Origin of the sequence: uncultured Thomasclavelia sp. (assembly GCF_944324745.1) — a bacterium.
Taxonomy (GTDB): domain Bacteria; phylum Bacillota_I; class Bacilli_A; order Erysipelotrichales; family Coprobacillaceae; genus Thomasclavelia.
In genome coordinates this window covers 1-21,781 of sequence record NZ_CALUXO010000074.1, presented here as the reverse complement: position 1 = coordinate 21,781, position 21,781 = coordinate 1, and the positions used below count along the sequence as shown (strand labels likewise).

Annotated in this window: 21 protein-coding genes; 13 read left to right on the top strand and 8 right to left on the bottom strand. The window is 28.4% G+C overall.

The genetic code is table 11. The annotated features are described in order from the left end of the window. Positions 1-8: 8 nt before the first annotated feature. The 5 genes from asnS to Q0K54_RS09740 all read left to right on the top strand — a co-directional run bounded on the left by asnS (position 9) and on the right by Q0K54_RS09740 (position 6,191). On the top strand, positions 9-1,394 hold the full coding sequence (gene asnS, locus Q0K54_RS09760; protein ID WP_294580698.1) for an asparagine--tRNA ligase: 1,386 nt from the start codon (positions 9-11) through the stop codon (positions 1,392-1,394). A 211-nt stretch (positions 1,395-1,605) separates the two neighbouring features. Then, positions 1,606-3,069, top strand: coding sequence for a metallophosphoesterase (locus tag Q0K54_RS09755; RefSeq protein ID WP_294580695.1), 1,464 nt, complete (start codon positions 1,606-1,608; stop codon positions 3,067-3,069). 14 nt (positions 3,070-3,083) lie between these two features. Then, a complete protein-coding gene (locus tag Q0K54_RS09750; protein ID WP_294580693.1) occupies positions 3,084-4,460 on the top strand; it encodes a D-2-hydroxyacid dehydrogenase in 1,377 nt (458 codons plus the stop codon). Next, complete coding sequence (locus Q0K54_RS09745; protein ID WP_294580690.1) at positions 4,451-5,929, top strand: alpha-amylase; 1,479 nt, start codon at positions 4,451-4,453, stop codon at positions 5,927-5,929. Before Q0K54_RS09750 ends, Q0K54_RS09745 begins: the two co-directional genes overlap by 10 nt. 103 nt (positions 5,930-6,032) lie before the next feature. Then, complete coding sequence (locus tag Q0K54_RS09740) at positions 6,033-6,191, top strand: hypothetical protein (RefSeq protein WP_294580687.1); 159 nt, start codon at positions 6,033-6,035, stop codon at positions 6,189-6,191. A 703-nt stretch (positions 6,192-6,894) separates the two neighbouring features. On the opposite strand, the gene Q0K54_RS09735 is transcribed toward Q0K54_RS09740, so the two are convergent. Further along, positions 6,895-7,821, bottom strand: a complete 927-nt coding sequence (locus Q0K54_RS09735) for a site-specific integrase (protein WP_294580684.1) — start codon at positions 7,819-7,821, stop codon at positions 6,895-6,897. Between the two features lie 269 nt (positions 7,822-8,090). On the opposite strand from Q0K54_RS09735, the gene Q0K54_RS09730 reads away from it, so the two are divergent. Further along, positions 8,091-8,444 (top strand): diacylglycerol kinase family protein, encoded by a 354-nt coding sequence (locus Q0K54_RS09730; protein ID WP_294580682.1) that lies wholly within the window; start codon positions 8,091-8,093, stop codon positions 8,442-8,444. Positions 8,445-8,947: 503 nt separating this feature from the next. Here Q0K54_RS09730 and Q0K54_RS09725 read toward each other — a convergent pair. After that, positions 8,948-9,232: a hypothetical protein gene (locus tag Q0K54_RS09725; RefSeq protein ID WP_294580679.1), complete on the bottom strand. Its 285-nt coding sequence runs from the start codon at positions 9,230-9,232 to the stop codon at positions 8,948-8,950. Next, entirely contained in the window at positions 9,233-10,255 is a 1,023-nt protein-coding gene (locus Q0K54_RS09720; RefSeq protein ID WP_294580676.1) for a PTS transporter subunit EIIC, read from the bottom strand. A 388-nt stretch (positions 10,256-10,643) separates the two neighbouring features. On the opposite strand from Q0K54_RS09720, the gene Q0K54_RS09715 reads away from it, so the two are divergent. The 5 genes from Q0K54_RS09715 (at position 10,644) to Q0K54_RS09695 (ending at position 15,578) form a co-directional block, all read left to right on the top strand. After that, positions 10,644-11,453: a MurR/RpiR family transcriptional regulator gene (locus Q0K54_RS09715; protein WP_294580673.1), complete on the top strand. Its 810-nt coding sequence runs from the start codon at positions 10,644-10,646 to the stop codon at positions 11,451-11,453. A 254-nt stretch (positions 11,454-11,707) separates the two neighbouring features. Then, entirely contained in the window at positions 11,708-13,162 is a 1,455-nt protein-coding gene (locus Q0K54_RS09710) for a family 1 glycosylhydrolase (RefSeq protein WP_294580671.1), read from the top strand. 49 nt (positions 13,163-13,211) lie between these two features. Continuing rightward, complete coding sequence (locus Q0K54_RS09705; RefSeq protein ID WP_294580668.1) at positions 13,212-13,712, top strand: VOC family protein; 501 nt, start codon at positions 13,212-13,214, stop codon at positions 13,710-13,712. 519 nt (positions 13,713-14,231) lie between these two features. Next, the gene (locus Q0K54_RS09700) at positions 14,232-14,891 is read left to right on the top strand and encodes an SdpI family protein (RefSeq protein WP_294580666.1); all 660 of its coding nucleotides are present in this window, start codon (positions 14,232-14,234) and stop codon (positions 14,889-14,891) included. A 261-nt stretch (positions 14,892-15,152) separates the two neighbouring features. Continuing rightward, complete coding sequence (locus tag Q0K54_RS09695) at positions 15,153-15,578, top strand: hypothetical protein (RefSeq protein WP_294580663.1); 426 nt, start codon at positions 15,153-15,155, stop codon at positions 15,576-15,578. 54 nt (positions 15,579-15,632) lie between these two features. Here Q0K54_RS09695 and Q0K54_RS09690 read toward each other — a convergent pair whose 3' ends face one another. From Q0K54_RS09690 to Q0K54_RS09680, 3 genes are read right to left on the bottom strand one after another with little or no spacing between them, the layout of a single operon-like run. Then, on the bottom strand, positions 15,633-16,751 hold the full coding sequence (locus Q0K54_RS09690; RefSeq protein WP_294580660.1) for a radical SAM protein: 1,119 nt from the start codon (positions 16,749-16,751) through the stop codon (positions 15,633-15,635). A 52-nt stretch (positions 16,752-16,803) separates the two neighbouring features. Beyond that, positions 16,804-17,214: a hypothetical protein gene (locus tag Q0K54_RS09685; RefSeq protein WP_294580659.1), complete on the bottom strand. Its 411-nt coding sequence runs from the start codon at positions 17,212-17,214 to the stop codon at positions 16,804-16,806. Between the two features lie 53 nt (positions 17,215-17,267). Next, entirely contained in the window at positions 17,268-18,401 is a 1,134-nt protein-coding gene (locus Q0K54_RS09680) for a tyrosine-type recombinase/integrase (protein WP_294580658.1), read from the bottom strand. 253 nt (positions 18,402-18,654) lie between these two features. Here Q0K54_RS09680 and Q0K54_RS09675 point away from each other — a divergent pair, with 253 nt between their 5' ends. After that, positions 18,655-19,053 (top strand): hypothetical protein, encoded by a 399-nt coding sequence (locus Q0K54_RS09675; protein WP_294580656.1) that lies wholly within the window; start codon positions 18,655-18,657, stop codon positions 19,051-19,053. A gap of 231 nt (positions 19,054-19,284) precedes the next feature. Here the strand turns inward: Q0K54_RS09675 and Q0K54_RS09670 are convergent, their stop codons facing one another. Further along, positions 19,285-19,722 carry a hypothetical protein gene (locus Q0K54_RS09670; protein WP_294580654.1) on the bottom strand — a complete coding sequence of 146 codons (438 nt, stop codon included), beginning with the start codon at positions 19,720-19,722 and terminating at the stop codon, positions 19,285-19,287. Between the two features lie 243 nt (positions 19,723-19,965). Here Q0K54_RS09670 and Q0K54_RS09665 point away from each other — a divergent pair, with 243 nt between their 5' ends. Then, on the top strand, positions 19,966-21,531 hold the full coding sequence (locus tag Q0K54_RS09665; RefSeq protein WP_294580652.1) for an AAA family ATPase: 1,566 nt from the start codon (positions 19,966-19,968) through the stop codon (positions 21,529-21,531). Positions 21,532-21,557: 26 nt separating this feature from the next. Here Q0K54_RS09665 and Q0K54_RS09660 read toward each other — a convergent pair. Continuing rightward, a partial coding sequence (locus Q0K54_RS09660) for a hypothetical protein (protein WP_294580649.1) occupies positions 21,558-21,781 on the bottom strand: 224 nt, incomplete at its 5' end.

Sequence of the window (21,781 nt, the reverse complement as noted above, 5' to 3'; positions counted from 1 at the left end):
GGATTAATATGTTTGAGTTTATTACCGTTAGGGAATTATATGAGATGTTTTTGAGCAATCAAATGATGGATCTAGAAGGATATGAGTATGTTGAACTTGAGGGTTGGGTTCGAACTAATCGCAATAACGGGAAATTAGGTTTTATTGCTTTAAATGATGGTACTTATTTTAAAAACTTACAAATTGTATATTTGCAAGAAGAATTAGAAAATTATGAAGAAATTGAAAAAATTTCAACCGGAAGTGCAATCAGAGTTGTTGGTAAGTTAAAATTAACACCTGAAGGAAAACAACCATTTGAAGTTGAAGCTACTGAAATTGAAATTGAAGGAAGCTGTGATAATGATTATCCATTACAGAAAAAACGTCATTCATTTGAATTTATGCGGGAAATTCCTCATTTAAGACCACGAGCTAATAGTTTCTATGCTATTTTTAGATTACGTAGTGTTTTATCAATGGCAATTCATGAATTTTTCCAATCTCAAGGATTTGTCTATGTTCATACTCCTATTATCACTAGCAACGATGGTGAAGGGGCTGGAGAAATGTTTAGAGCAACAACTATTGATGATACTAACTTCGAAGAAGACTTTTTTGGAAAAGAAGCTTTCTTAACTGTTACTGGACAATTACATGTTGAAGCTTTTGCTTTAGCTTATCGTGATGTTTATACTTTTGGACCAGCTTTTAGAGCTGAAAATTCTAATACTTCAAGACATGCCAGTGAATTCTGGATGATTGAACCAGAAATTGCTTTTGCTGATTTGGAAGATAATATGGATTTAATCGAAGATATGGTTAAATATTGTATTGATTATGTATTAGATAATGCTCCAGCTGAAATGGAATTCTTTGCTTCAATGATTGATAAAGATTGTATTAACCGAATCACTAAAGTTAAAAACAGTGATTTTAAACGAATGACTTATACTGAAGCAATTGAAATTTTGAAAAAAGCTGATGTTAAGTTTAAAAATAAGGTTTCATGGGGAATGGATTTAAACAGTGAGCATGAACGTTATATTTGTGAAAAAGTTGTTAAAGGACCAGTATTTTTAACTGATTATCCTAAAGAAATTAAAGCTTTCTATATGCGTTTAAACGATGATAATAAAACTGTCGCGGCTTGTGATTTATTAGTACCAGGAATTGGTGAATTAGTTGGTGGGTCACAACGTGAAGAACGTTATGATGTACTAGAAAGAATTATGGATGAAAAGGGAATGAACAAAGAAGGATTACAATGGTACATGGATTTACGTCGTTTTGGTGGTTGTAAACATGCTGGATTTGGTCTGGGATTTGATCGTTTCTTAATGTATTTAACTGGTATGCAAAATATTCGTGATGTTGAACCATATCCAAGAACACCTAGAAATTTAAAATTCTAGTTAAGCCTATTTTTCATAGGCTTTTCTTTTATTTAGAAATGATTAAAAACATTGCCAAGCTACCGTAAATATTTTAAAATATAGCCAAGGAATATTTTTATTAATGATTATATCAATAATAATATTTATCTTGTAAGAAAGGAAAAGCTGCTTAAATTTTCAGCTGTAATTTTGATGCTGTTGGATTTTTTTAGCAGCAGGGCGACATAGAGTGAATGAATATGATCTAATTAACGCATATTTAAACTTAATCTTTGATACCAGTGTTAATTATTTTACCCGTTTATTAGATGGGTATAAAGGATTATGTCAGCTGCGTAACTGGCTTCATGACCGAAATATTGTTTTAAATGCTCTAGATAATATTTCCTTTGATACATTTATTGATTTAACTAAAGCTAAGACTCTGGAACAAATATACGAACGTTTTGCAATAGAAGATTTAGAACAATTAAAGAATTATATTTTACAGGAGCAGGAAAAATACCAAATTATTGTCTTATCAAGTTTTGATTACAGTGAGCCAATCAATGCTTATTTAACCTCAACAAAAATAGTCGAGGATTTAAAAAGTGATAATATCAGTGTTATTAATTGTCATCAATTATTATCAAAAGATGATCTATCATTTTATGGACCGCATAAACATTTTATCAATGCTTTATATCAAATAGATCGTTGGCCGGGTTTTTTGATTTTCAAAAATGATCAGTCAGTTTTTGTACCTGTTCATACTCTGCAAGATATCGATGAGATAATGTTTAAAATAAAACATGATACTATTTTTTCAATTAAATACCTAAGTCCTTATGATAGCTTTTTTATTCAATTAAGTGATTTGCATTTAGGTAGTAAAAAGAAAAATATTGGACGATTAGCTTTACAGCAGAGTTTAGATGAGACAGTTCCCATCTTAAAATCATATTATCAGCTTAAATTTCTAATTACTGGTGATTTGATGAATTCTCCAAATCGAAAGAATATGTATGAAGTTGATGATTTTTTGAAAATGTTGAAAACTAGGTATAAAGCACATGTCTCTTTTATTTTGGGAAATCATGATGTTATTGTGCATGGATTAAATATTTTTAAACGTCAAAAAAGTAAAGTTATTGCTTTTTTATTAGGAGAGAAAATTAAAGTATTAGAAGAGGAAAAAATAATTCTGATTAAAATTGATTCAACGAGGGAAGGGAATCTAGCTCGAGGAAAAGTAGGGCAGCAACAATTAGATGCTATCGATGAAGAATTGGCTGAAATTAAAGATCTACAAAAATATACAATGATCGTGATGTTGCATCATCATCTGTTTCCAATTACCCGTGATGAATTTTTAAAGCAGCGCTGGCAAGAAAAACTGTTTGTTGGGAAATTGTTAGATAGTACCAAGGCTTTAGTTGATAGTCAGGAATTAGTTAAATGGCTAAGAAAGCATAATATTCAATATGTTCTTCATGGTCATAAGCATTTACCTTTTTTTACATATCAAGAAGGGTTATATGTTATCGCGGCTGGATCTTCATGTGGTAGTGGGGCTAAAGAGTTTAAAAGCCGATATTTAAGTTATAATGTTTTAAAATATGATCATCGCTATAAGCGTTTTAAATATTGTTTTATTATTTATGATGATATTACTTTACAAGATCGTCAAAGAATTATTATAAATTTGTTTTAGGAGTGAGAAGTAGTTTGATTGATATTATTAATGATGAAAAAATGGGATGTCAAGTATTATTTGATTTTACTGCTGGTTATGGGGCAGTTCCCATCAATATTTATAATTTTATTTTACCATTATTATCTAATTCATTATTTTTACAACTACTAGCTAATAATGATGATATTCAAACTTGTTTTACTGTTTGTAATCAAAAGGATGAAAACTTTGCCAATGTTATTATTGAAATGGTGAAAAATACCGAAGAAATAACTAATCGATATTTAGCTTTATTATTATTAAACCATGAATTAGACTTTAACATTGAAAATGGAATGATGACTGGTAATTGTCGTTATGTAAAAAAGAATTATCATGAATTAGCTAAAAAACTTGGTTGTTTGTTACAAGGAAAAGAATCTGATGAAATAATGATGATGTTACGTGGCAATTTTAAAATTGTTTTTTTAGACCGTGAAACATTAGGAAGTGATATTGATTGTAGTAAACTATATCAATATGGGAACACAGTTATTTATGAACAGACAAGAGTTGATCAAATTGTTGAAAGAATTGAAGATGCCACTGTTGTTATCACTAATAAGCATGTTTTAAATGCCGATATTTTAAAACAGGCGCCTAATTTAAAGCTTATCTGTGTAACAGCTACCGGATTTAATAATATTGATTTAAAGTATTGTAATGAAGCTAAGATTACGGTTTGTAATGTTATGGGGTATTCGACAGATGCCGTAGCTCAACATACATTTGCTTTATTATTAGATTTATATAATAAAAATCATTATTATCATCAATACGTGGCTTCGGGTAACTATTCTTCTAGTTCGATGTTTACTCATTTAGGCTATACTTTTCATGAATTAAAAGGAAAAGTCTGGGGGATCGTTGGTTTAGGGGCAATTGGTAAACAGGTTGCTAAAATTGCTAAAGCTTTTGGTTGCCAAATTCAATATTATTCTACCAGCAATAAAAATATTCAAGATGAATATCATCCGGTCTCTTTTGATGTATTATTAAAAACAAGTGATATTATCAGCATTCATGCTCCTTTAAATGAAAATACCGCTGGTTTATTTAATCAAGAGGCATTTAGTAAAATGAAACGAAATGCCTATTTGATCAATGTTGGTCGTGGCAAGATTGTTGATGAACAGGCTTTAGTGGCTGCTTTAAAAAATAATCAGATTGCTGGAGCTGGGTTAGATGTTTTTGAACAGGAACCACTAACTAAAGATAATATTTTATTAACGATCAATGATCCAACTAAATTATTAATGACACCACATATTGCATGGGCTCCAATTGAAACACGGAATCGGGTTATTGAAGAGGTTTGTTTAAATATCGAAATGTTTAAACAAGGGAAACCACGTAATGTATGTCAATAAATCATAAGGTTAATGGTGTCATGATTCAATATTTCCAATGGTATTTACCTAATGATGGTAATCATTGGAAAAAAGTTAAACAGGAAGCTAAAAATATTGCTCAGGCTGGGTTTAGTTCAATCTGGTTACCACCAGCATTTAAAGGTCAAGGCGGTATCAATGATGTTGGTTATGGTGTCTATGACTTATATGATCTTGGTGAATTTGATCAAAAAGGAACGGTTAGAACTAAATATGGAACGAAAGATGAATATCTAGTGGCAATTGAAGAACTTCATAAATATCATCTAGAAGTTTATGCCGATATGGTTTTAAATCACCGCATGGGTGCTGATGGAACTGAATTAGTCATGGCTGTGGAAAACGATAGTAATGATCGTAATAAAGTTGTCTCTGATTTAGAACAAATCGAAGTCTGGACCCGTTTTGATTGTCGTGGTCGTAATGGTAAGTATTCAACTTTTGTTTGGAACCGAGATTGCTTTGATGGGGTCGATTATGATGAACGTAGTAAGCGCCATGCTATCTATGAATTTAATGGTGATAGCTGGGATGAGTTAGTAGATAATGAAAATGGTAATTATGATTATTTAATGGGGGCGGATATCGATTTCGATAATCAAGCTGTTGTCGACGAATTAATTCGCTTTGGTAAATGGTATTTAGATTTTACCCATGTTGATGGCTTTCGCTTAGATGCTGTTAAGCATATCGATTTTACTTTTTTTACTAAATGGTTACAGGAACTTAGAACTTACAGCAATAAACAGCTTTTTGCCGTGGGAGAATACTGGCATGGAGATGTAAATAAATTACTGCATTATTTAGATGTCAGTCAACATTGTATGACGTTATTTGATGTAACATTACATTTTAAATTTTATCAAATTTCTCATAGTAATGGAACTTTTGATATGGGTTCTATCTTTGAAGGTACTTTAGTAAAATTAGCTCCTAAATATGCCGTGACGTTTGTCGATAATCATGATAGTCAACCAGGACAGGCATTACAAAGTTCGGTAGCTAACTGGTTTAAACCTTTAGCTTATGCTTTGATTTTATTAAAAAATCAAGGATATCCTTGTGTCTTCTATGGTGATTATTATGGAATGGAAGAATATGGTGTCGATTGTTTTAAAGTGACGATTGATAAAATGCTTAAAGTTAGAAATGAGTGCCTTTATGGGGATGAGCATGATTATTTTGATCATCATAATGTTATTGGATGGACTTATGAAGGCGATTTAGAGCATATCAATAGTTCAATGGCAGTTATTATGAGTGATGGACCTAGTGGTGAAAAAGAGATGTATATTGGTAAATGTCATCATGGAGAAACCTTTGTTGATTATTTAAATAATATCAATCAGGAAGTCATCATTGACGAAAACGGGAATGGTAAATTTATCTGTGATGGTGGCTCTGTTTCTTTATGGGTAAAGAAGTCATTTGTTGAAAAAAATAAATAATTTTATTTTAAAACCGTTTTTTAGGTTTTAAAAGACACTATTGTGTTTTATCTTTTTCTTTATTTTATCTATAATATAGGTGTAGATAAAGGAGGAACTGAAAATGAAATATGCAGTAGTGAATGGAAAATTAACACATGCCAATAAGGTTCCTAAAGGAACAATTGCTCGAGAATTTGGTTACTCAAATTATCCAGTAATTGCCTGCCGTGGAAAACAGCGAGCATATTGGAAATATGTCACTGTCAATAAGGCAGCATAAAGCGTTATTTTATAATTACAAGGAACTATATAATTAATTGATATGTGTTAATATTATTATTTTAGAATTTAAATTAATTATTTAAAAATATAATAATTTGATATAAATAATAGAAAAAATGGCTATGACTATACTTAGCCATTTTTTGCTTTTTTTAAGAAATATTGATTTAGTATTCTTTGATGTATTAGAAAATTTGTTTTAGAAATTAAATAAAATAAACAAATATGCAAAACTATTGTCATTTTTGGTTCTTTTTGTTTCACAATGTTGTTAAATATGGTAGAATTAAAGTGTCAGTGAAAGTCTTTCTATTATTTATGTAATTGGTTTTAAATTGAAAACACTAAATTAACACTAATAAACATTTCTAAAAAATAAACACTTATGACAATATACTATAATTTAATACCTATAGATCATAAATTAAAATTGATAAAAGATATGCTTAATTGTCCTTAAACATTAGCAAAAGATCCACTGACTAGGGAAAGTACTTCGAGTTGAAGTACTTTCTTTTTTTTGCTTAAAAAAGCTGTTTCAAAATATCAATAACGATATTAATGAAACAGCTACAAAATGTTTTTACTATTAATAATTTTTAAAGCACTTTTAAACAAAAAATAACTAAATAACTATCAAAAATACTTTAGAATTTTTACAAAAAATTGTCATAGAATAATTAATTCTGCGATTTTACATATCAATTTTTTTTCATTTCTTCGATTTTTTGATCTAGGGTAGGGTGCACATAAAGATTTAAAGTTGTTGATATATTGGAGTGTCCTAGCATTTCACTTAATACTTTAATATCCATTTTGTATTTTACACAAACTGTGGCAAAAGTATGACGAAGCACATGGAAATTAATATCCATATCTTCCAATTGACATATCTTTTTAAATTTTCTTTGTATAACTCTTGGATCAGGTATTTTATAACTATTTGAAAGAATGTATGTTAAATCAGAATCTGGATTGTAGAAGTCTTTATAGTATTTTAGATAACATGATAATGATTCTGTCATTATTACAATTCTTTTTGAAGAATTGGTTTTGGGTGGAAGTTCAATTAATATAGTTCTTGGGTGGTCAACTGTATTTCTAACGCGCTGAACGGTTCTTGATATAGTAATAGTATCTGTTTCAAAATCTAAATCATTCCATTTTAGACCACAAATTTCTCCTAGCCTCAATCCAGCTTGTAGTCCTAATAAAATAGCAACATTAATATTAGCATATGTTTTTTGACAGTTAATTATTAAGTCTCGTCTTTGTATATCATTTATTACTTCAACTGATTTATTCTTTCCACTTATTTTAATTCGCGTTAATTTTACTGCTTTAAGATCATATATTTCTTCTCCATAAGACAGGATATCTTTTAAGACATACTTAATGGTGCGTAATGTACTGGAAGTTAATTTATTTTTATCATATTGCTCAAACAATCTATAATAATCATGCTCTGACCAATTTTCGAGTGGTTTTTGATTGTATAATTTAAGAAGATGTACTTCAATAATTGTTTTGTATTTGATAAATGTAGAATATTTAACAGACTGTTTTTTTAGATTTAACCATTCATTTGATAGAACAGCAAATGTAATAGCATTCTTGTCTTTTTTCATCTTTTAATTTCTCCTAACTTATTAATTATATTATTTGTTCTATTGTTATTATTTCCAATAACAAACTAATTTATTTTAAAATGTTGAGGGTCATTGAATATAATGACTGTTAAAATCGTAGTAAAAATTTAAATTAGCATCCCAATTGTAGTCTCAATTATGATTAATAAGGTTAATTGAAAGCAAAGAGACAATATTATATAATATTATTAATCTTATACTTGTTTTGAAATCATTAAAAATATTTTTAATATTGAGGAGTTAATATTATGCATAAAGATCCATTTTACAAAAGTCTAAATTATGCCATTTCCGGTATTATTAGTTGTATAAAAAAGGAAAGAAACATTAAGATACATATAATATTTATGATTTTAGTTATTATTTGTGGTTTTATTTTTCATTTATCAATAACAGAATGGTTAATTTGTATTTTGTTATTTGCTTTAGTTATTTCTTTAGAACTAGTAAACACTGCAATTGAGGCAGTTGTTGATTTATGTTCACCTGATTACCATGAACTTGCTAAATATGCTAAAGATGTTGCGGCGGGTTCGGTACTTATTAGTGCTATTGCTTCGGTAGTTATCGGACTTATTATCTTTATTCCTAAGTTATTTTAAAGATAAAATTACAAAATCTTATTATGTTAATGTTAAGATAGTTGAGAAATAATATATGGGATATACTAAGAGAATCGATTAATATATAAATAGTTAAAAATGGATTGATAGTATTAATGCTAGAGAGTTAAACTATCTAAAGTTTTTATGAATGTAAAAAACGGGTTAGGTGATTATTTACCTAGCTCGTTTCTTTGTTTGATATGTTATTTTAAGATATGCCAATAAAAAGTAACTGGTACTGTCTAAATAATTAATAAAAGGAACATGCTAAAAGCATCAAAGACCTAAGGGATTATACCAGTTACGAAAAAATTATATCCTAGTACTGATATAATGTAAAGAATAGTTGTGATTTATAATTTACATTAATGTTTAAAAAATATGAATTTAAATTATTATTGAAGGTTAGTGTTTTAATAATGATTGTTTATATTTTAAAGAAAAGGAATTGCATATTTCTTTAGAAGTATGCAATCCTTGTATGAATAAATATTTAATTTTTATGCATTTTTATTATCTTCGATTGCTTGTTGTTTTTCATACATTTTTACAAAAGGAATGTAAATAATTGTTGCAGCAACGATAGCGATTAATTGACAAATACCACCCATGATATTGCCACCACTGGCAATAAAACCATATAAGAAAGGTGGCATGGTCCATGGAACATTTAAATACATTATTGGACAAAAACCAATAACAGTCAAAATATAACCAATAATTACACAGACAATAGGTGCTAAGATAAATGAAATTATAAGAATAGGATTTAAAACAATAGGCAATCAAAAAGCTTCAACTTCCATGATATTAAATAAATTAGCAGTAATTCCAATAGATGCAATTGAGCGATTTTCAGCTCTTTTACCAACAATAAAAATTGCTAATGCCAATCCTAAAACCATTCCCGTACCACCAGTACAAGAGAAAATTCGATACCAAGAATAATTGACAATATTTACAGGTTCTAATCCTTTTTCAACCATTTCAGTATTTTGAACAATTAAAGTTGTAATAATTGGAAGAAAGTCACCATTTACCATATTATCACCATGTAAACCTACAGACCAGAATACCCCAATTAAAAATGTAAAAATTAAAACACCAGGCAATGATCCACCAATATTTAATAATGGCGTTTGAATTAGATTAAAAATCAAATCATTTAAATAATATCTAGTTAACAGTTCACATGTAAGTCCTAATAAAGAAATAATTGCCATAACGATAAACCCGGGAATTAAATATTCAAAAGAACGGGCAATTTGAGGAGGAACTGCATCAGGTAATTTAATTTTAAGAGCATCAATTTTAAAGAATAAACTGAATAATTCAACAGAAACAATTGCAATGATAATTCCAGTAAATAGTCCTTGGCTGCCAATAGAATTACCAAAAATTCCGGTGATAGATTCAATAACTTTACCATCGACAATAAAATCATAAGATGATTGTGTAATTGTAAGTAATGAAGCAATTGCTAGAATCGCACCAAACATTTTGTCAATTCCATTGTGTTCAGCAATTTCAGCGCCTATTAAAAAAGTAATTGCTAATGTAATACAGTTAATAGTAGCAAAGTTTAAAGCATCAAAAGCAGGATTTAAAAAATCTAAGGCCATAATTGGACTAAAAATTGCTCCTAATCCTGTTTCGGCATTAACGATAACATTTGACCATAATATCCCAACTGCTCCAATAATGATAAAAGGCATAAAGTTTTGAAACCCATCTTTGATCGCAGACAAGTATTTATTTTGACTTGCCCAGGTTCCAAATTTCAGTAAAATACTTTGAAATCTTTCCATATTTCTCTTCCTCTCTTTAATCTTTTTTGAGTAATGTGCTTTCATAAACCGATGTTTTGGGAGTATGGACAAAAGTTAAAGTAGTTTATAAAAGTCCTTACATAACTCGATATTTAGCTTAGCATAATTAAATAAATAATAATTTGATTTGAAAGTTTTAGGACCTAAGTATGCTAATTTATTAAAAATAAAGGAAGTTATAAAACACCTAAGTATCAATAAATGAAATAATAATGTTATTTTTGGATATTTTGTTAAAATTAATAAATATAAAAGAAGATTTTTTTATTTTATAGAATTGATGAAACAAATAGTTTTTTGATATTGAATCATCTTATTTATTTGTTTTGCTTAATATTTAAATGATTTATATTAGTGAGGTGTCAAAATGAGTTTAATTGAAAAGTTACATAATTATGATATGTTTACTGATTTAGAACTGACAGTAGTTCATTACATCAATGATAATGCTAATCGAGTGATTGATATGTCAATAAATGAACTGGTAAAAAACACTTTCTCATCAAAATCTACTATAATTCGTATTTGTAAAAAATTGGGTTTTAATGGGTATAAAGATTTCAAAATTCAACTAGCTAGATTGATTGAATCAATCAAATATGTAAATAATCAAGTAAATTATTTTATACCGTTTAGTTATGATGAATCTAGTCAAGAAATAGCAAACAGTATAGCAAGTGTTTATAAGAATACTATAAATTTAATAAATAGTGAATTAGACATATCAAAATTAGAAGAGATAGCTGATTTATTAGTTGAAAGTGATAGAGTATTTGTTTTTGGTCGTGGTGATTCAGAAATTACAGCTCTTAATTTTATTAATAAATGTACTAAAATTGCTAAGTTCTTTCATCTAGCAACACAATATGATGAAGAAGTTTCTTATGCTAAGAATGCTGGGAAAAAAGATTGCTGTTTGTTTATAACTTATGATAGAACTGACTATTACAATGAATGTGTAAGGGAAATTATTAAAAATAGAACTAAATTTATTGTAATAACAGGTTGTAAAGATAGTTTATTGATTCGATATTGTAATTATAAAATTATTATCCCGCATCAGGAAGATACATATGATAGAATTGCAACATTTTATTCACAAGAAGGTTTTCAATATATTTTAAGCGTTATCTATTCACTCATGTATAAAAGAACGATACAAAATAAGAAATATTAAAGAAATAACTAAAATGACTAAAAATAATGATTGATATTCATTGTTAGTAAACTATTAAGAAGATTAGATTATCAAAGTTTTATTTTAGAAATTATAACTTATTCAACAAAGAGTCTTATAAAAATTTAATAATTTAATTAAGAATTGGAAATAGATTGGTGTTAAGAAAAAGTATTGAATTAATAGAGAACGTTGTTATCTATTTAATCAATAAATAAAAAGTAAAAGAAGTGATGAAAGAGGAGGAATTAGAAATGAGTTATCCAGATAAGTTTTTATGGGGTGGTTCTATAAGTGCTGCACAAATTGAAGGTGGTGGGGATGAAGGAGGTAAAAGCCCGGTTCAAGTAGATTTTGGTGATGTAGGATCTACTAACGATCGTCGTTATATACATTATTTGAATGCTGATGGTACTAGAGGTAAAATGCGACAGTTTGATCAGTTGCCAAAAGGTGCTAAATATAAGTTGTTTGATGATATTAAATATCCAAATCATATTGCTGCTGATTTTTACCATTGGTATAAAGAAGATATTGCTTTAATGGCTGAAATGGGATTTACAACATTTAATACGACAATATCATGGGCTAGAATATATCCTTATGGTGTTGAAGGAGGTATCAATCATGAAGGAGTTGAATTTTATCGTAATATATTTAAAGAATGTCGTAAGTATGGCATGGATCCAGTTATTACTTTATATAAGTATGATGAGCCAGTTTATTTAGAAGAAACTTATGGTGGCTGGACTAATCGTAAAATGATTGATCAGTTTGTTGAGTTTGCAAAAACTTGTTTTCTAGAATATAAGGATTTAGTCAATAAATGGTTAACTTTTAATGAAATTAATATCTTGTTAACTCTTGAAGGTGATGGAGGAAAACAACAGGCTTTAACTAAGTTACACTATCAGATGGTTGCTTCAGCTAAAGCAGTTCAAATTGCTCAAGAAATAGATGAAAATATGAATGTAGGGTGTATGATTGCAGGATTTTGTATTTATCCATATACATGTGATCCAAGTGATGTAATTATGGCATACAAGGAATTTCAAGATAAATTTGGTTATTGTGGAGATACTATGATTCGTGGTTATTATCCTTCATATGCAAAAAGAATATGGGATAGATATAACGTAAGGTTGGATATTACAGAAGCAGATAAGAAGGATTTAAAGGCAGGGAAGGCTGATTTTTTAGCTTATTCTTATTATAACTCCAATGTTATTACTACTCATGAAAATGAGGGTGAATCCTTAGGTGGCGCTGGTGGAGTTACTGATTTAAAGAATCCATATATTGAAGCTTCAGATTGGGGTTGGCAAATTGATCCAATTGGTTATGAATATTTTTTACATTTTATATACGATCGTTATCAAGTGCCAATATTTGATGTAGAAAACGGTCTTGGAGCCTTTGATAAAATAGAAAAAGATGGTTCAATCCATGATGAATACCGCATTGATTATTTAAGAAAACATATCCTAAGTCTAATGAAAGCCAGAGATGAAGGAGTTAATATTTTTGGTTATACTACTTGGGGCCCAATTGATTTAGTATCATTTACAACAGGGCAAATGGATAAAAGATATGGATTTATTTATGTTGACATGGATGATAATGGTAATGGTGATCTTCATAGAATTAAAAAAGATTCATTTTACTGGTATAAAAAAGTAATTGCCAGTGATGGTAGAGATTTAGATTAAATATCAGTATTAAATCAATATTTACCAATGATTAGAAGGGAAGAATGTTATGAAATTTAATGAAGTGATGCATTTATCATTTTATACTGATCAGATGAATGAAATGAGGAATTTTTATGAAAATAAATTAGGATTAAAAGCTAAGATAATAATGCGTTATGAGGCTTATAAAGATCAAATTAATCGTGGGGCGGCAACTAGGGCTAAAACTGATCCAACTGGAATCGCTTATATATTTATTGAATTAGCACTAGGACAATATTTGGAATTGTTTCCTAAAGCAGATGGACAGTTAGAACATGAAAAGCCAGATACAAGACTAGGATATTCGCATTTTGCTTTAATGGTCGATGATATTTACAAAGCCAGAGAAGAACTTATTGCAGCTGGTGTTGAAATTGATGTTGAACCCAATAAAGGCCAATCAGAAACATGGCAAATGTGGATTCATGATCCCGATGGCAATAAATTTGAAATTATGCAATATACTAAAAAATCTTTACAATATAAAGGAAATATCAAGCAAGATAGTGAAAAATATGGTAAGTAAATATATAAATCTGCTCTTGTTGGAAAGTTGGTTATTGAAGTTGATGATGGGTAATTTTATAGTTTCATAATTAAAATATCGACTTTATATAATTATAAAAACATTACTGTAAATTAAAACTAAATTTTAGCTTTTTCATAAATTTAGTAGATACCATAATTAGTAATTTTGTTTATATCTAATTTAATAGAGTAAATCTTATATAAATTATGTTTTTCAAAGATTTTCAATTTATAAAAGTATAATAAACATCATTTAATTAGCAAAAGAGATAGTTATAGAAAATTATATACTGCAACAGTACAATACAAAAATATCATGATTGATATTTTAAATTAATAATCATATTTATTTTGTGAATATATAGTATTGAAATTACTATATACTATCTTTTAAAGTCTGTTCTATTTTTCATGCAATTATTATATAATTTATTTAAAGAAATGATATTTAATACTGTTTGATTTTAATGTTTCTTTAAGAAATTTATCAAATAATAGTTTTAAAGGAGAACAAGGTATGAATAATAATAATAAACTATTTTACTTTCTAATGTTTTTACCATTATTTATGGTTTTAGTTTTGTTACCATTTTTACCTGATCAAATTCCTGCTCACTATGGAATCGATGGTGGAGTTGATAGGTGGGGTAGTAAATATGAAACATTTATCTTTCCGGCAATAACGGTTATTTTTGGTTTTATCATGCTTCTGATTACAAAATATGCTTCTAAGCAAGAAAAAAGTAGGGGAAATAATAAGAAAATAGGTATTAATTTAGGTATAATGTTGTTATTATTTTTTAATATCTTGTTTTTCTATTTTCTCTATGCTGATTTTAATAGAGTTGAAAATTTATCTACTATGCCAATCAATATTCAACAACTTAGTTTTATATTATTAGGCGTGATTATTATAATTCTGGGTATTATGATGCCAAAATTAGAAATGAACTCTATGATTGGTCTTAGAACTAGTTGGAGTATGAAAAATGAAATAACATGGAAGAAAAGTCAACAATTTGGTGGGAAATCATTTATCATTGTTGGTTTATTGATGATTATGATAAACTTATTAGTTCATTCATCAATTAGTATTATTTTATCTTTGGTCATTCTTATAGGATCTTTACCATTTGATATTTATTATACATATAAAATGGCTAAAAAATATAATTAGATTTTATAATTTCTGTTAGTTATTTAATGATTTATCTTGAAAATAATCGTACAAAACGAAAGATTTCAAATGGCTAAAAAATTTGAAATCTTTTTGTATTTGTTAGGGTTAATATTCAATGAAAATTATTATTAAAAAATCTATTTTATTGAAAAATATTACATTTATTTATTCTTATTATCAGTGCCAAATTCATAAGGTGAAAAAACATCTTGGTATAATCTTATTTGTAGATAGATATACCGAAGGGAGAGAAGAATAATGAAGTTAGAATGGAAAAATCCTAGTATACAAGTTCAAGAATTTGAACCTAATGAATATGTTGCTGTTTGTTGGGGTGTTGCTTGTGAAACTGGACTTGCAAATAAGTATGAGAGTTCGATTCATAATTCAGCGCAAGATCATCGAAGTGAACATTGTGGAACGATTGGACATCAATGGCTAACAGACAGTAATAATGATGGTACACCTGAAAGAATGTCCGAAATCAATACTGATGGTCTTGGAACATTAGCGTGTACGATTTATACAGATGGTACTTATAAGAGACAAGGTAATATCAGTGAAGTTGAAGTAGGTGATTATATTTATTGGACAACTAGTGCTGGTTCTTTTTTGAATAAACGTACATGGCATCACCAAGGCCGGGTAACGGAAACCACTCCAGGTCATCCAAATAGATCATAATGATAAAAACTATTGTTCAGACTTAAATTGAGTCTGCATAACAATAGTTTTTTATTATTTGCTAGTTTTACATAATTCATTTTTCATAACTTCAATTGATTCTTTAGTATACTCACAAATATATCTTGGTACACTATCATATTTTCCTTCTTCTAATAATGCATATGCTGGACAAGTATTGCAATAATTTCTTAGTTTACATTGATTACATTTTGAGCCACCTTTAATTGATCTTGTTTTTTCAACAAGTATTTTCCATGACTCTTTAAAACCAGTTTCAAAAACATCTATACTTGGCTCTGTCATTATTACACAGGGCCTCATTTTACCTTGCCAATTAATTGTAAATGAACATCTTCCGGCCTTACATTTCATACTATATGGTTGATTTTCACCTTTATCAGTATAATTGATTTTATCCAGCTCATATTTACATGAAGTAAAGAACACTTCATCACCCATTTCTCGATGTAAAACTTTCATTCTAGTTCTGGCAGCAGTTATAGGGTCCATTCTGTTTTGAAAAGCAAATGGTTTATTTCTTTCACGAACACCTGAACACATATAGGTATCTATTCTTACTGGTATATCTAATTGTTCTCCTATATCTAGAATACCATCTGCACAGTGCATATTGATTTTTGTTAAACTTCCATTTATCTTTACTGGTATATCATATTTCTTAAGCATTTTTAAAGCATTTATAACTTTATTAAATCCTTTACCATAATGACATAAATCTTCATATGTTTTTTCATCATCGCCATATAATGTTATGTTTATACGTCTAGGTCTATGTTGAATAAAAAATTGAATCCATTCATCATCAATTAATGTACCATTGGTATTAACGGTTACTATCATTCCAATTTTTATCAAATGTAGATATAATTCTTTAAATCCTGGATATAATAAAGGTTCACCACCAGTTAGCAATATAAATAAGACTCCATTACTTTTCATTTCATCAGCTAATGAAATCCATTCTACTAATGAACGAAGTTTACCTTTTTTATTCATTTCATTTATAGATAATCTAACATAACACATATCACAATTCATATTACATAAAGGTGTTAATTCTAATACACCATATATTGGAAGTGATTTATTATAAGCTTTTGTAAATAAAAATTTTTCTAAAGTATCTTTATATTCTATTTCATTTTCCATAACTACTCCTATTTAACAAAAAAGTTGGAGATAATCTCCAACCAGTATTAAATTATGATTTTGCTGTTTCCCATGAATCCTGATCAAGATTAGTTGTACAGTGAATATCATCGCCATGAATACCTCGCCAGATAATAACTTGTTGGGCGTTTCTCGTATAGCCATTTGGACAATAATATCCGTTAAGAAAATCATCAGTTGATTCAGCAGTGTGTTTTTCGTCACAAGCATAGTAATAATTAAATGGCCAGGCAGTAAGTTCTGTATCAGCTCTATAACCCCTTCCGCCAGTTGTTTGTAATCCATCTTTTCCATTTGTTTCTTGATATACACTACCAGGTGTTCCTCCACCGGCATCGCAATTAAACAAATAAGTAGTACCACTATCACCACAAGCTGCAACAAATTCATTTGATTTAAATTCTTCAGCTATGATCTTAGGTTCATTCCATTCTAATTTCATTTTATTCTTCTCTCCCTTCGGTATATCTATCTACAAATAAGATTATATCAAACTTACTTAGTGCTATCTTTTTTAGGAAAAGCCTTATATAATGCTTCGATTTTATTAGATTCATTGACATGAGTATAGATATTCATAGTAGTTGTGATATTAGAATGTCTAAGAAGTTCTTGAGTTGCTTTTAGCTCAGCTCCACTATTTACAAGTCTTGTTGCTAGAGTATGTCTTAACATATGAAAATGGAAATGAGTATCTAATTCTTTAGATATTTTCCATAGTGTATATTCTAATTGCTTTGGATTTAAATATTTACCATGACTGTCACTAACAACATGTTTGTGGGGATGAATTTTAAGCCATTTAGATATTATTTCTTGTAAGTCTTGATGAAATGGTAATATGGCTTTGGATGACTTAGTTTTCATTTGTGATGAAACGATTAGTTCTTTTCTGGTTTTATTTGCATATATCATTTTTTTAGATATATAAATAAGTTGATTGTCAAAATCAAAATCATCTTTATCTAATGCAAAAACTTCAGAAATTCTTAAACCAGTATAACGGCCAATAAATAAAGCCGTTATATATGCATTTCTAATGTCAGAAGGATTATCATTTAGTTTTTCAATTATTCTAAAAAAATCTTCATCTTTATAAACTAAATTGTTTTTATTTCTAGGTCGATATTCTCCAGTTATATGAACTAGTTTTAATGGATTATTATCAACATAATTACATTTAATTCCAAAATTAATAATTACATTCAAAATATCTTTTAATTTATAATTAGTTGCAATTCCAATATTAGAATTCTCATTAAAATACGATTGAAACAATCTATAATTAATTTCACTTATTAAAATATTTCCAAGTCTATTTTTTATATGTTTATTATACCTGCTCCTATAATCAATAATAGTATTATCCTGATAAAAATGAACAGCTTCTAATTCAAGCCATTCATCAAATACTTGATCAATAGTTACTTTATATTTTTTTATATAATTTTGTTCTGCATTTAATTCAATCCTTTTTCTCTTTTCATACAATATCGCATCATCATATGAAAAGAATCCACTCTTTGAAAATCTCTTACGTTCACCACTAAAAATATCAACATAATTAAAGTAAACTTGATATGTAAAACCTGATTCTGCTTTCTTACTTTTTCTCTTTCTAATCGCCATTTTTCTTCTCCTTTTTTGTTGTTTTTGGAACATAAATTAAGAGTAAATTTCCGAAAAAATTACAACAAATATGTCCTAAAAATAATTTTATCAACGATATTTTTTACAAAAAAGAGAAATATATTACTCATATTTTTAGCAAATACATAAAATGAGAATTATTATTGCATAAAATGTGAATATTTATTTGCAAACAAATAATCAGAGTGATATAATCTTATTTGTAAAGATATACCGAAGGGAGAGAAGAATAATGAAGTTAGAATGGAATGAACCACAAGTTATGGTTGAAGGATTTAAACCAAATCAATATATTGCAGCTTGTTATAAAATAAAATGTACAACTCCTCAAGGAAATAGTACTTTTTATTACTTGTATGATGATTCAAATGATAATGGTCGTTGGGATAGCGGTGATAGATTATTATACTCAAACAGATGGGGTGGCTTTAGTGGCTGCAATAGATGGCATAAGGGCGTAATTCAAGATAACCCTCCAGAAGAAAATGGATTTGTGACTAGAGGTACTAATCCTAATCACGATAGAGCATATGCAGTATATTGGTGGAATGAAAGGTTAGGAGCTGATAGTGATTATCATGTTATGACTCCTGGCAATGAAAATTATGAAACTAACCCAAATGCTTCTTAATTAAGTAAAAATGATTTTAAATTCACTCATATAAAAATACTAAAAAAGTATTTTTATAACATCTTAATGAGTGAATTTTTTATCATAAATATTTGTATTAAACACATTGCATAAACTTAAGTTTTTATAAATTATATTTATAAGAAAACATAAATTTTATAATTATAGCCAAAAGAAAAGTTATTACATTTCTTATGATTTGTAATAACCTTTTTATTTATTGTACTTATTTTATGAATGATTTGGATGATTTGGGTCCTCTTGTTGAACAACTCCCCAGTGATTCCATTTTCTTTTATCGCCCCGACCAGATGCATTAGTATGCCAAAAAATTACATCACCTGGATCAACGGTATTATTTCCATCCATTTGACGTATATAATCTAATCCACCATTTAACCATCCTTGTTCACCGTTGAATTCGCCGACGCTTTGGAAAATACCACCATCATCAGTGATAACTCTATTTGCACTTGCATCTCCACATGTATCCGGAGTACCTATTGTTGAGTGACTGACATCTCCTCTTTCTGGTGAATCCCAATGATACCCATATGGTAGTGATGGATCAGAACCTCTACCACAAGCTAGTTTAAAACATGCCGCTACATATTCATTAGGTTGAAAACTTTCAACCATAATCTCAGGTTTATTCCAACTTAATTTCATTTTATTCTTCTCTCCCTTCGGTATATCTTTACAAATAAGATTATACCAAGATGTTTTTCCGACAATTTAAACAAGCTTTTTAAATTATTATAAATTTGTGGTAAAATATACTTGGTTGTATAACTTATTATTTAGTTCAGGAGTATAATGGATTCTATTTATAAAAGTGTATTAATTAAGATATTGATAATAAAATTATAAAATTTTGTCAAAATATAACTATGCCAGAAAGGAAGTGAATATATGGGGATTTATTTAAATCCAGATAACAGACCATTTTCTAGAATATTTAACAGTGAAATATACGTTGATCATAGCTTACTTATAGAATATACAAATAGGATATATGATAAAGATAATAATATGATTTGTGTATCAAGGCCTAGACGTTTTGGAAAAAGTACTGATGCTAATATGCTTGTAGCATATTATTCTAAAGGATGTGATTCTAGAAAAATTTTTGATAATTTGAAAATTAGTAAAACAGATAATTATTTAACACATTTAAACAAGCATAATGTTATCCATATAAATATGCAAGGTTTTTTAAGTAAAACTCATGATGTAAATAAAATGCTTAATCGTCTAACTAAATTAGTTTTTAGAGAGTTAAAGAAAGAATATCCTGATATTGATTATTTTGATGAAGATGATTTGGTACAGATTTTTGAGGATATTTACAATGATACTCAGACTAGTTTTATCTTCATTATTGATGAGTGGGATTGCATTTTTAGGGAATATCAAAGCGATACTGATTCTCAAAAAGCTTATCTGGATTTTTTAAGAAATTTATTGAAAGATCAACCGTATACAACTCTAGCTTATATGACTGGAATTCTTCCAATAAAAAAATATGGTACTCATAGTGCATTAAATATGTTTAAAGAAATTTCAATGATAAATCCTACTCCATTAGAAAACTTCATGGGATTTACTGAAGATGAAGTAAAAGATTTATGTCAGAAATTTAATATGGATTATAATAAAATCAAGGAATGGTATGATGGATATCAAATGTCACCAGAAATATCAGTTTATAATCATCGGTCTGTAGTTTATGCTTTAACGGATCGAAAATATGAAAACTATTGGACATCTACTGAAACTTATGAAGCATTAAGAGTATATATTGATATGAATTATGATGGATTGAAGGAAGCAGTTATAGAATTGTTATCTGGTGAATCTATAACAATAAATACTAATAAATTTCAAAACGATATGACAACATTCAAGTCAAAAGATGACATTCTAACACTGCTTATTCATTTAGGCTATCTAGGTTATAATCAAAGTAATAATAGTTGTTATATTCCTAATAAAGAAGTAATCAGTGCCTTTGTCAATTCAATAGAAGACTCAAATTGGAATGAAACTACAGTAGCATTACTTAATAGTCAGAAATTACTTGAAGCAACTTGGAATTTAGATGAAAATACTGTGGCTAAATATATAGAACTAGCGCATTTAGATACAAGTCTCTTAACTTATAACAATGAAAATGCTTTAGCTTATACAATAATGCTAGCTCATATAGCCGCAAGAAATTATTATACGATCATAAGAGAAATGCCAAGTGGTAAAGGATTTGCAGATATAGCTTTTATTCCATTAAAAGATAGACCAGCAATGATAGTAGAATTAAAATGGAATCAAGATATTAAGACGGCTATTAACCAAATCAAAGAAAAAGAATATCCTAAATCTTTGGAACACTATAAGAATAATTTATTATTAGTTGGAATAAACTATGATAAGAAAACAAAAAAGCATAACTGTAAAATTGAAAAAGTATTACAAGAGTAAGAATTTTACAATTCTTGCTTTTTATATTATTGTTTGAAAATATATGTGATTAAATTGTTACTATACACTTCTCTAAAAATTAGTCGATAAAGCAGTTTGGTATAGGCTTTTTTGCCTAGAACTTTGACATATGTTTCATCGCCACAATGATAAGCATTAAGATCATGCTTAAAATTATCCAGCCAAGGAAAAAGCAGATGGCTGGCAGCCTGGGCATAGTTAGCGATGGTTTGATGAGAAATCTTTATAT

Bases quoted from the DNA above. Each gene is read 5' to 3' on its own strand.
- Q0K54_RS09710 (WP_294580671.1), top strand. From the start codon at position 11,708: ATGAGTTATCCAGATAAGTTTTTATGGGGTGGTTCTATAAGTGCTGCA.
- Q0K54_RS09735 (WP_294580684.1), bottom strand. From the start codon at position 7,821: ATGAAAAAAGACAAGAATGCTATTACATTTGCTGTTCTATCAAATGAA.
- Q0K54_RS09665 (WP_294580652.1), top strand. From the start codon at position 19,966: ATGGGGATTTATTTAAATCCAGATAACAGACCATTTTCTAGAATATTT.
- Q0K54_RS09720 (WP_294580676.1), bottom strand. From the start codon at position 10,255: ATGGAAAGATTTCAAAGTATTTTACTGAAATTTGGAACCTGGGCAAGT.
- Q0K54_RS09675 (WP_294580656.1), top strand. From the start codon at position 18,655: ATGAAGTTAGAATGGAATGAACCACAAGTTATGGTTGAAGGATTTAAA.
- Q0K54_RS09685 (WP_294580659.1), bottom strand. From the start codon at position 17,214: ATGAAATTAGAATGGAATGAACCTAAGATCATAGCTGAAGAATTTAAA.
- Q0K54_RS09730 (WP_294580682.1), top strand. From the start codon at position 8,091: ATGCATAAAGATCCATTTTACAAAAGTCTAAATTATGCCATTTCCGGT.
- Q0K54_RS09705 (WP_294580668.1), top strand. From the start codon at position 13,212: ATGAAATTTAATGAAGTGATGCATTTATCATTTTATACTGATCAGATG.
- Q0K54_RS09745 (WP_294580690.1), top strand. From the start codon at position 4,451: ATGTCAATAAATCATAAGGTTAATGGTGTCATGATTCAATATTTCCAA.
- Q0K54_RS09670 (WP_294580654.1), bottom strand. From the start codon at position 19,722: ATGAAATTAAGTTGGAATAAACCTGAGATTATGGTTGAAAGTTTTCAA.
- asnS (WP_294580698.1), top strand. From the start codon at position 9: ATGTTTGAGTTTATTACCGTTAGGGAATTATATGAGATGTTTTTGAGC.
- Q0K54_RS09695 (WP_294580663.1), top strand. From the start codon at position 15,153: ATGAAGTTAGAATGGAAAAATCCTAGTATACAAGTTCAAGAATTTGAA.
- Q0K54_RS09715 (WP_294580673.1), top strand. From the start codon at position 10,644: ATGAGTTTAATTGAAAAGTTACATAATTATGATATGTTTACTGATTTA.
- Q0K54_RS09690 (WP_294580660.1), bottom strand. From the start codon at position 16,751: ATGGAAAATGAAATAGAATATAAAGATACTTTAGAAAAATTTTTATTT.
- Q0K54_RS09680 (WP_294580658.1), bottom strand. From the start codon at position 18,401: ATGGCGATTAGAAAGAGAAAAAGTAAGAAAGCAGAATCAGGTTTTACA.
- Q0K54_RS09700 (WP_294580666.1), top strand. From the start codon at position 14,232: ATGAATAATAATAATAAACTATTTTACTTTCTAATGTTTTTACCATTA.
- Q0K54_RS09740 (WP_294580687.1), top strand. From the start codon at position 6,033: ATGAAATATGCAGTAGTGAATGGAAAATTAACACATGCCAATAAGGTT.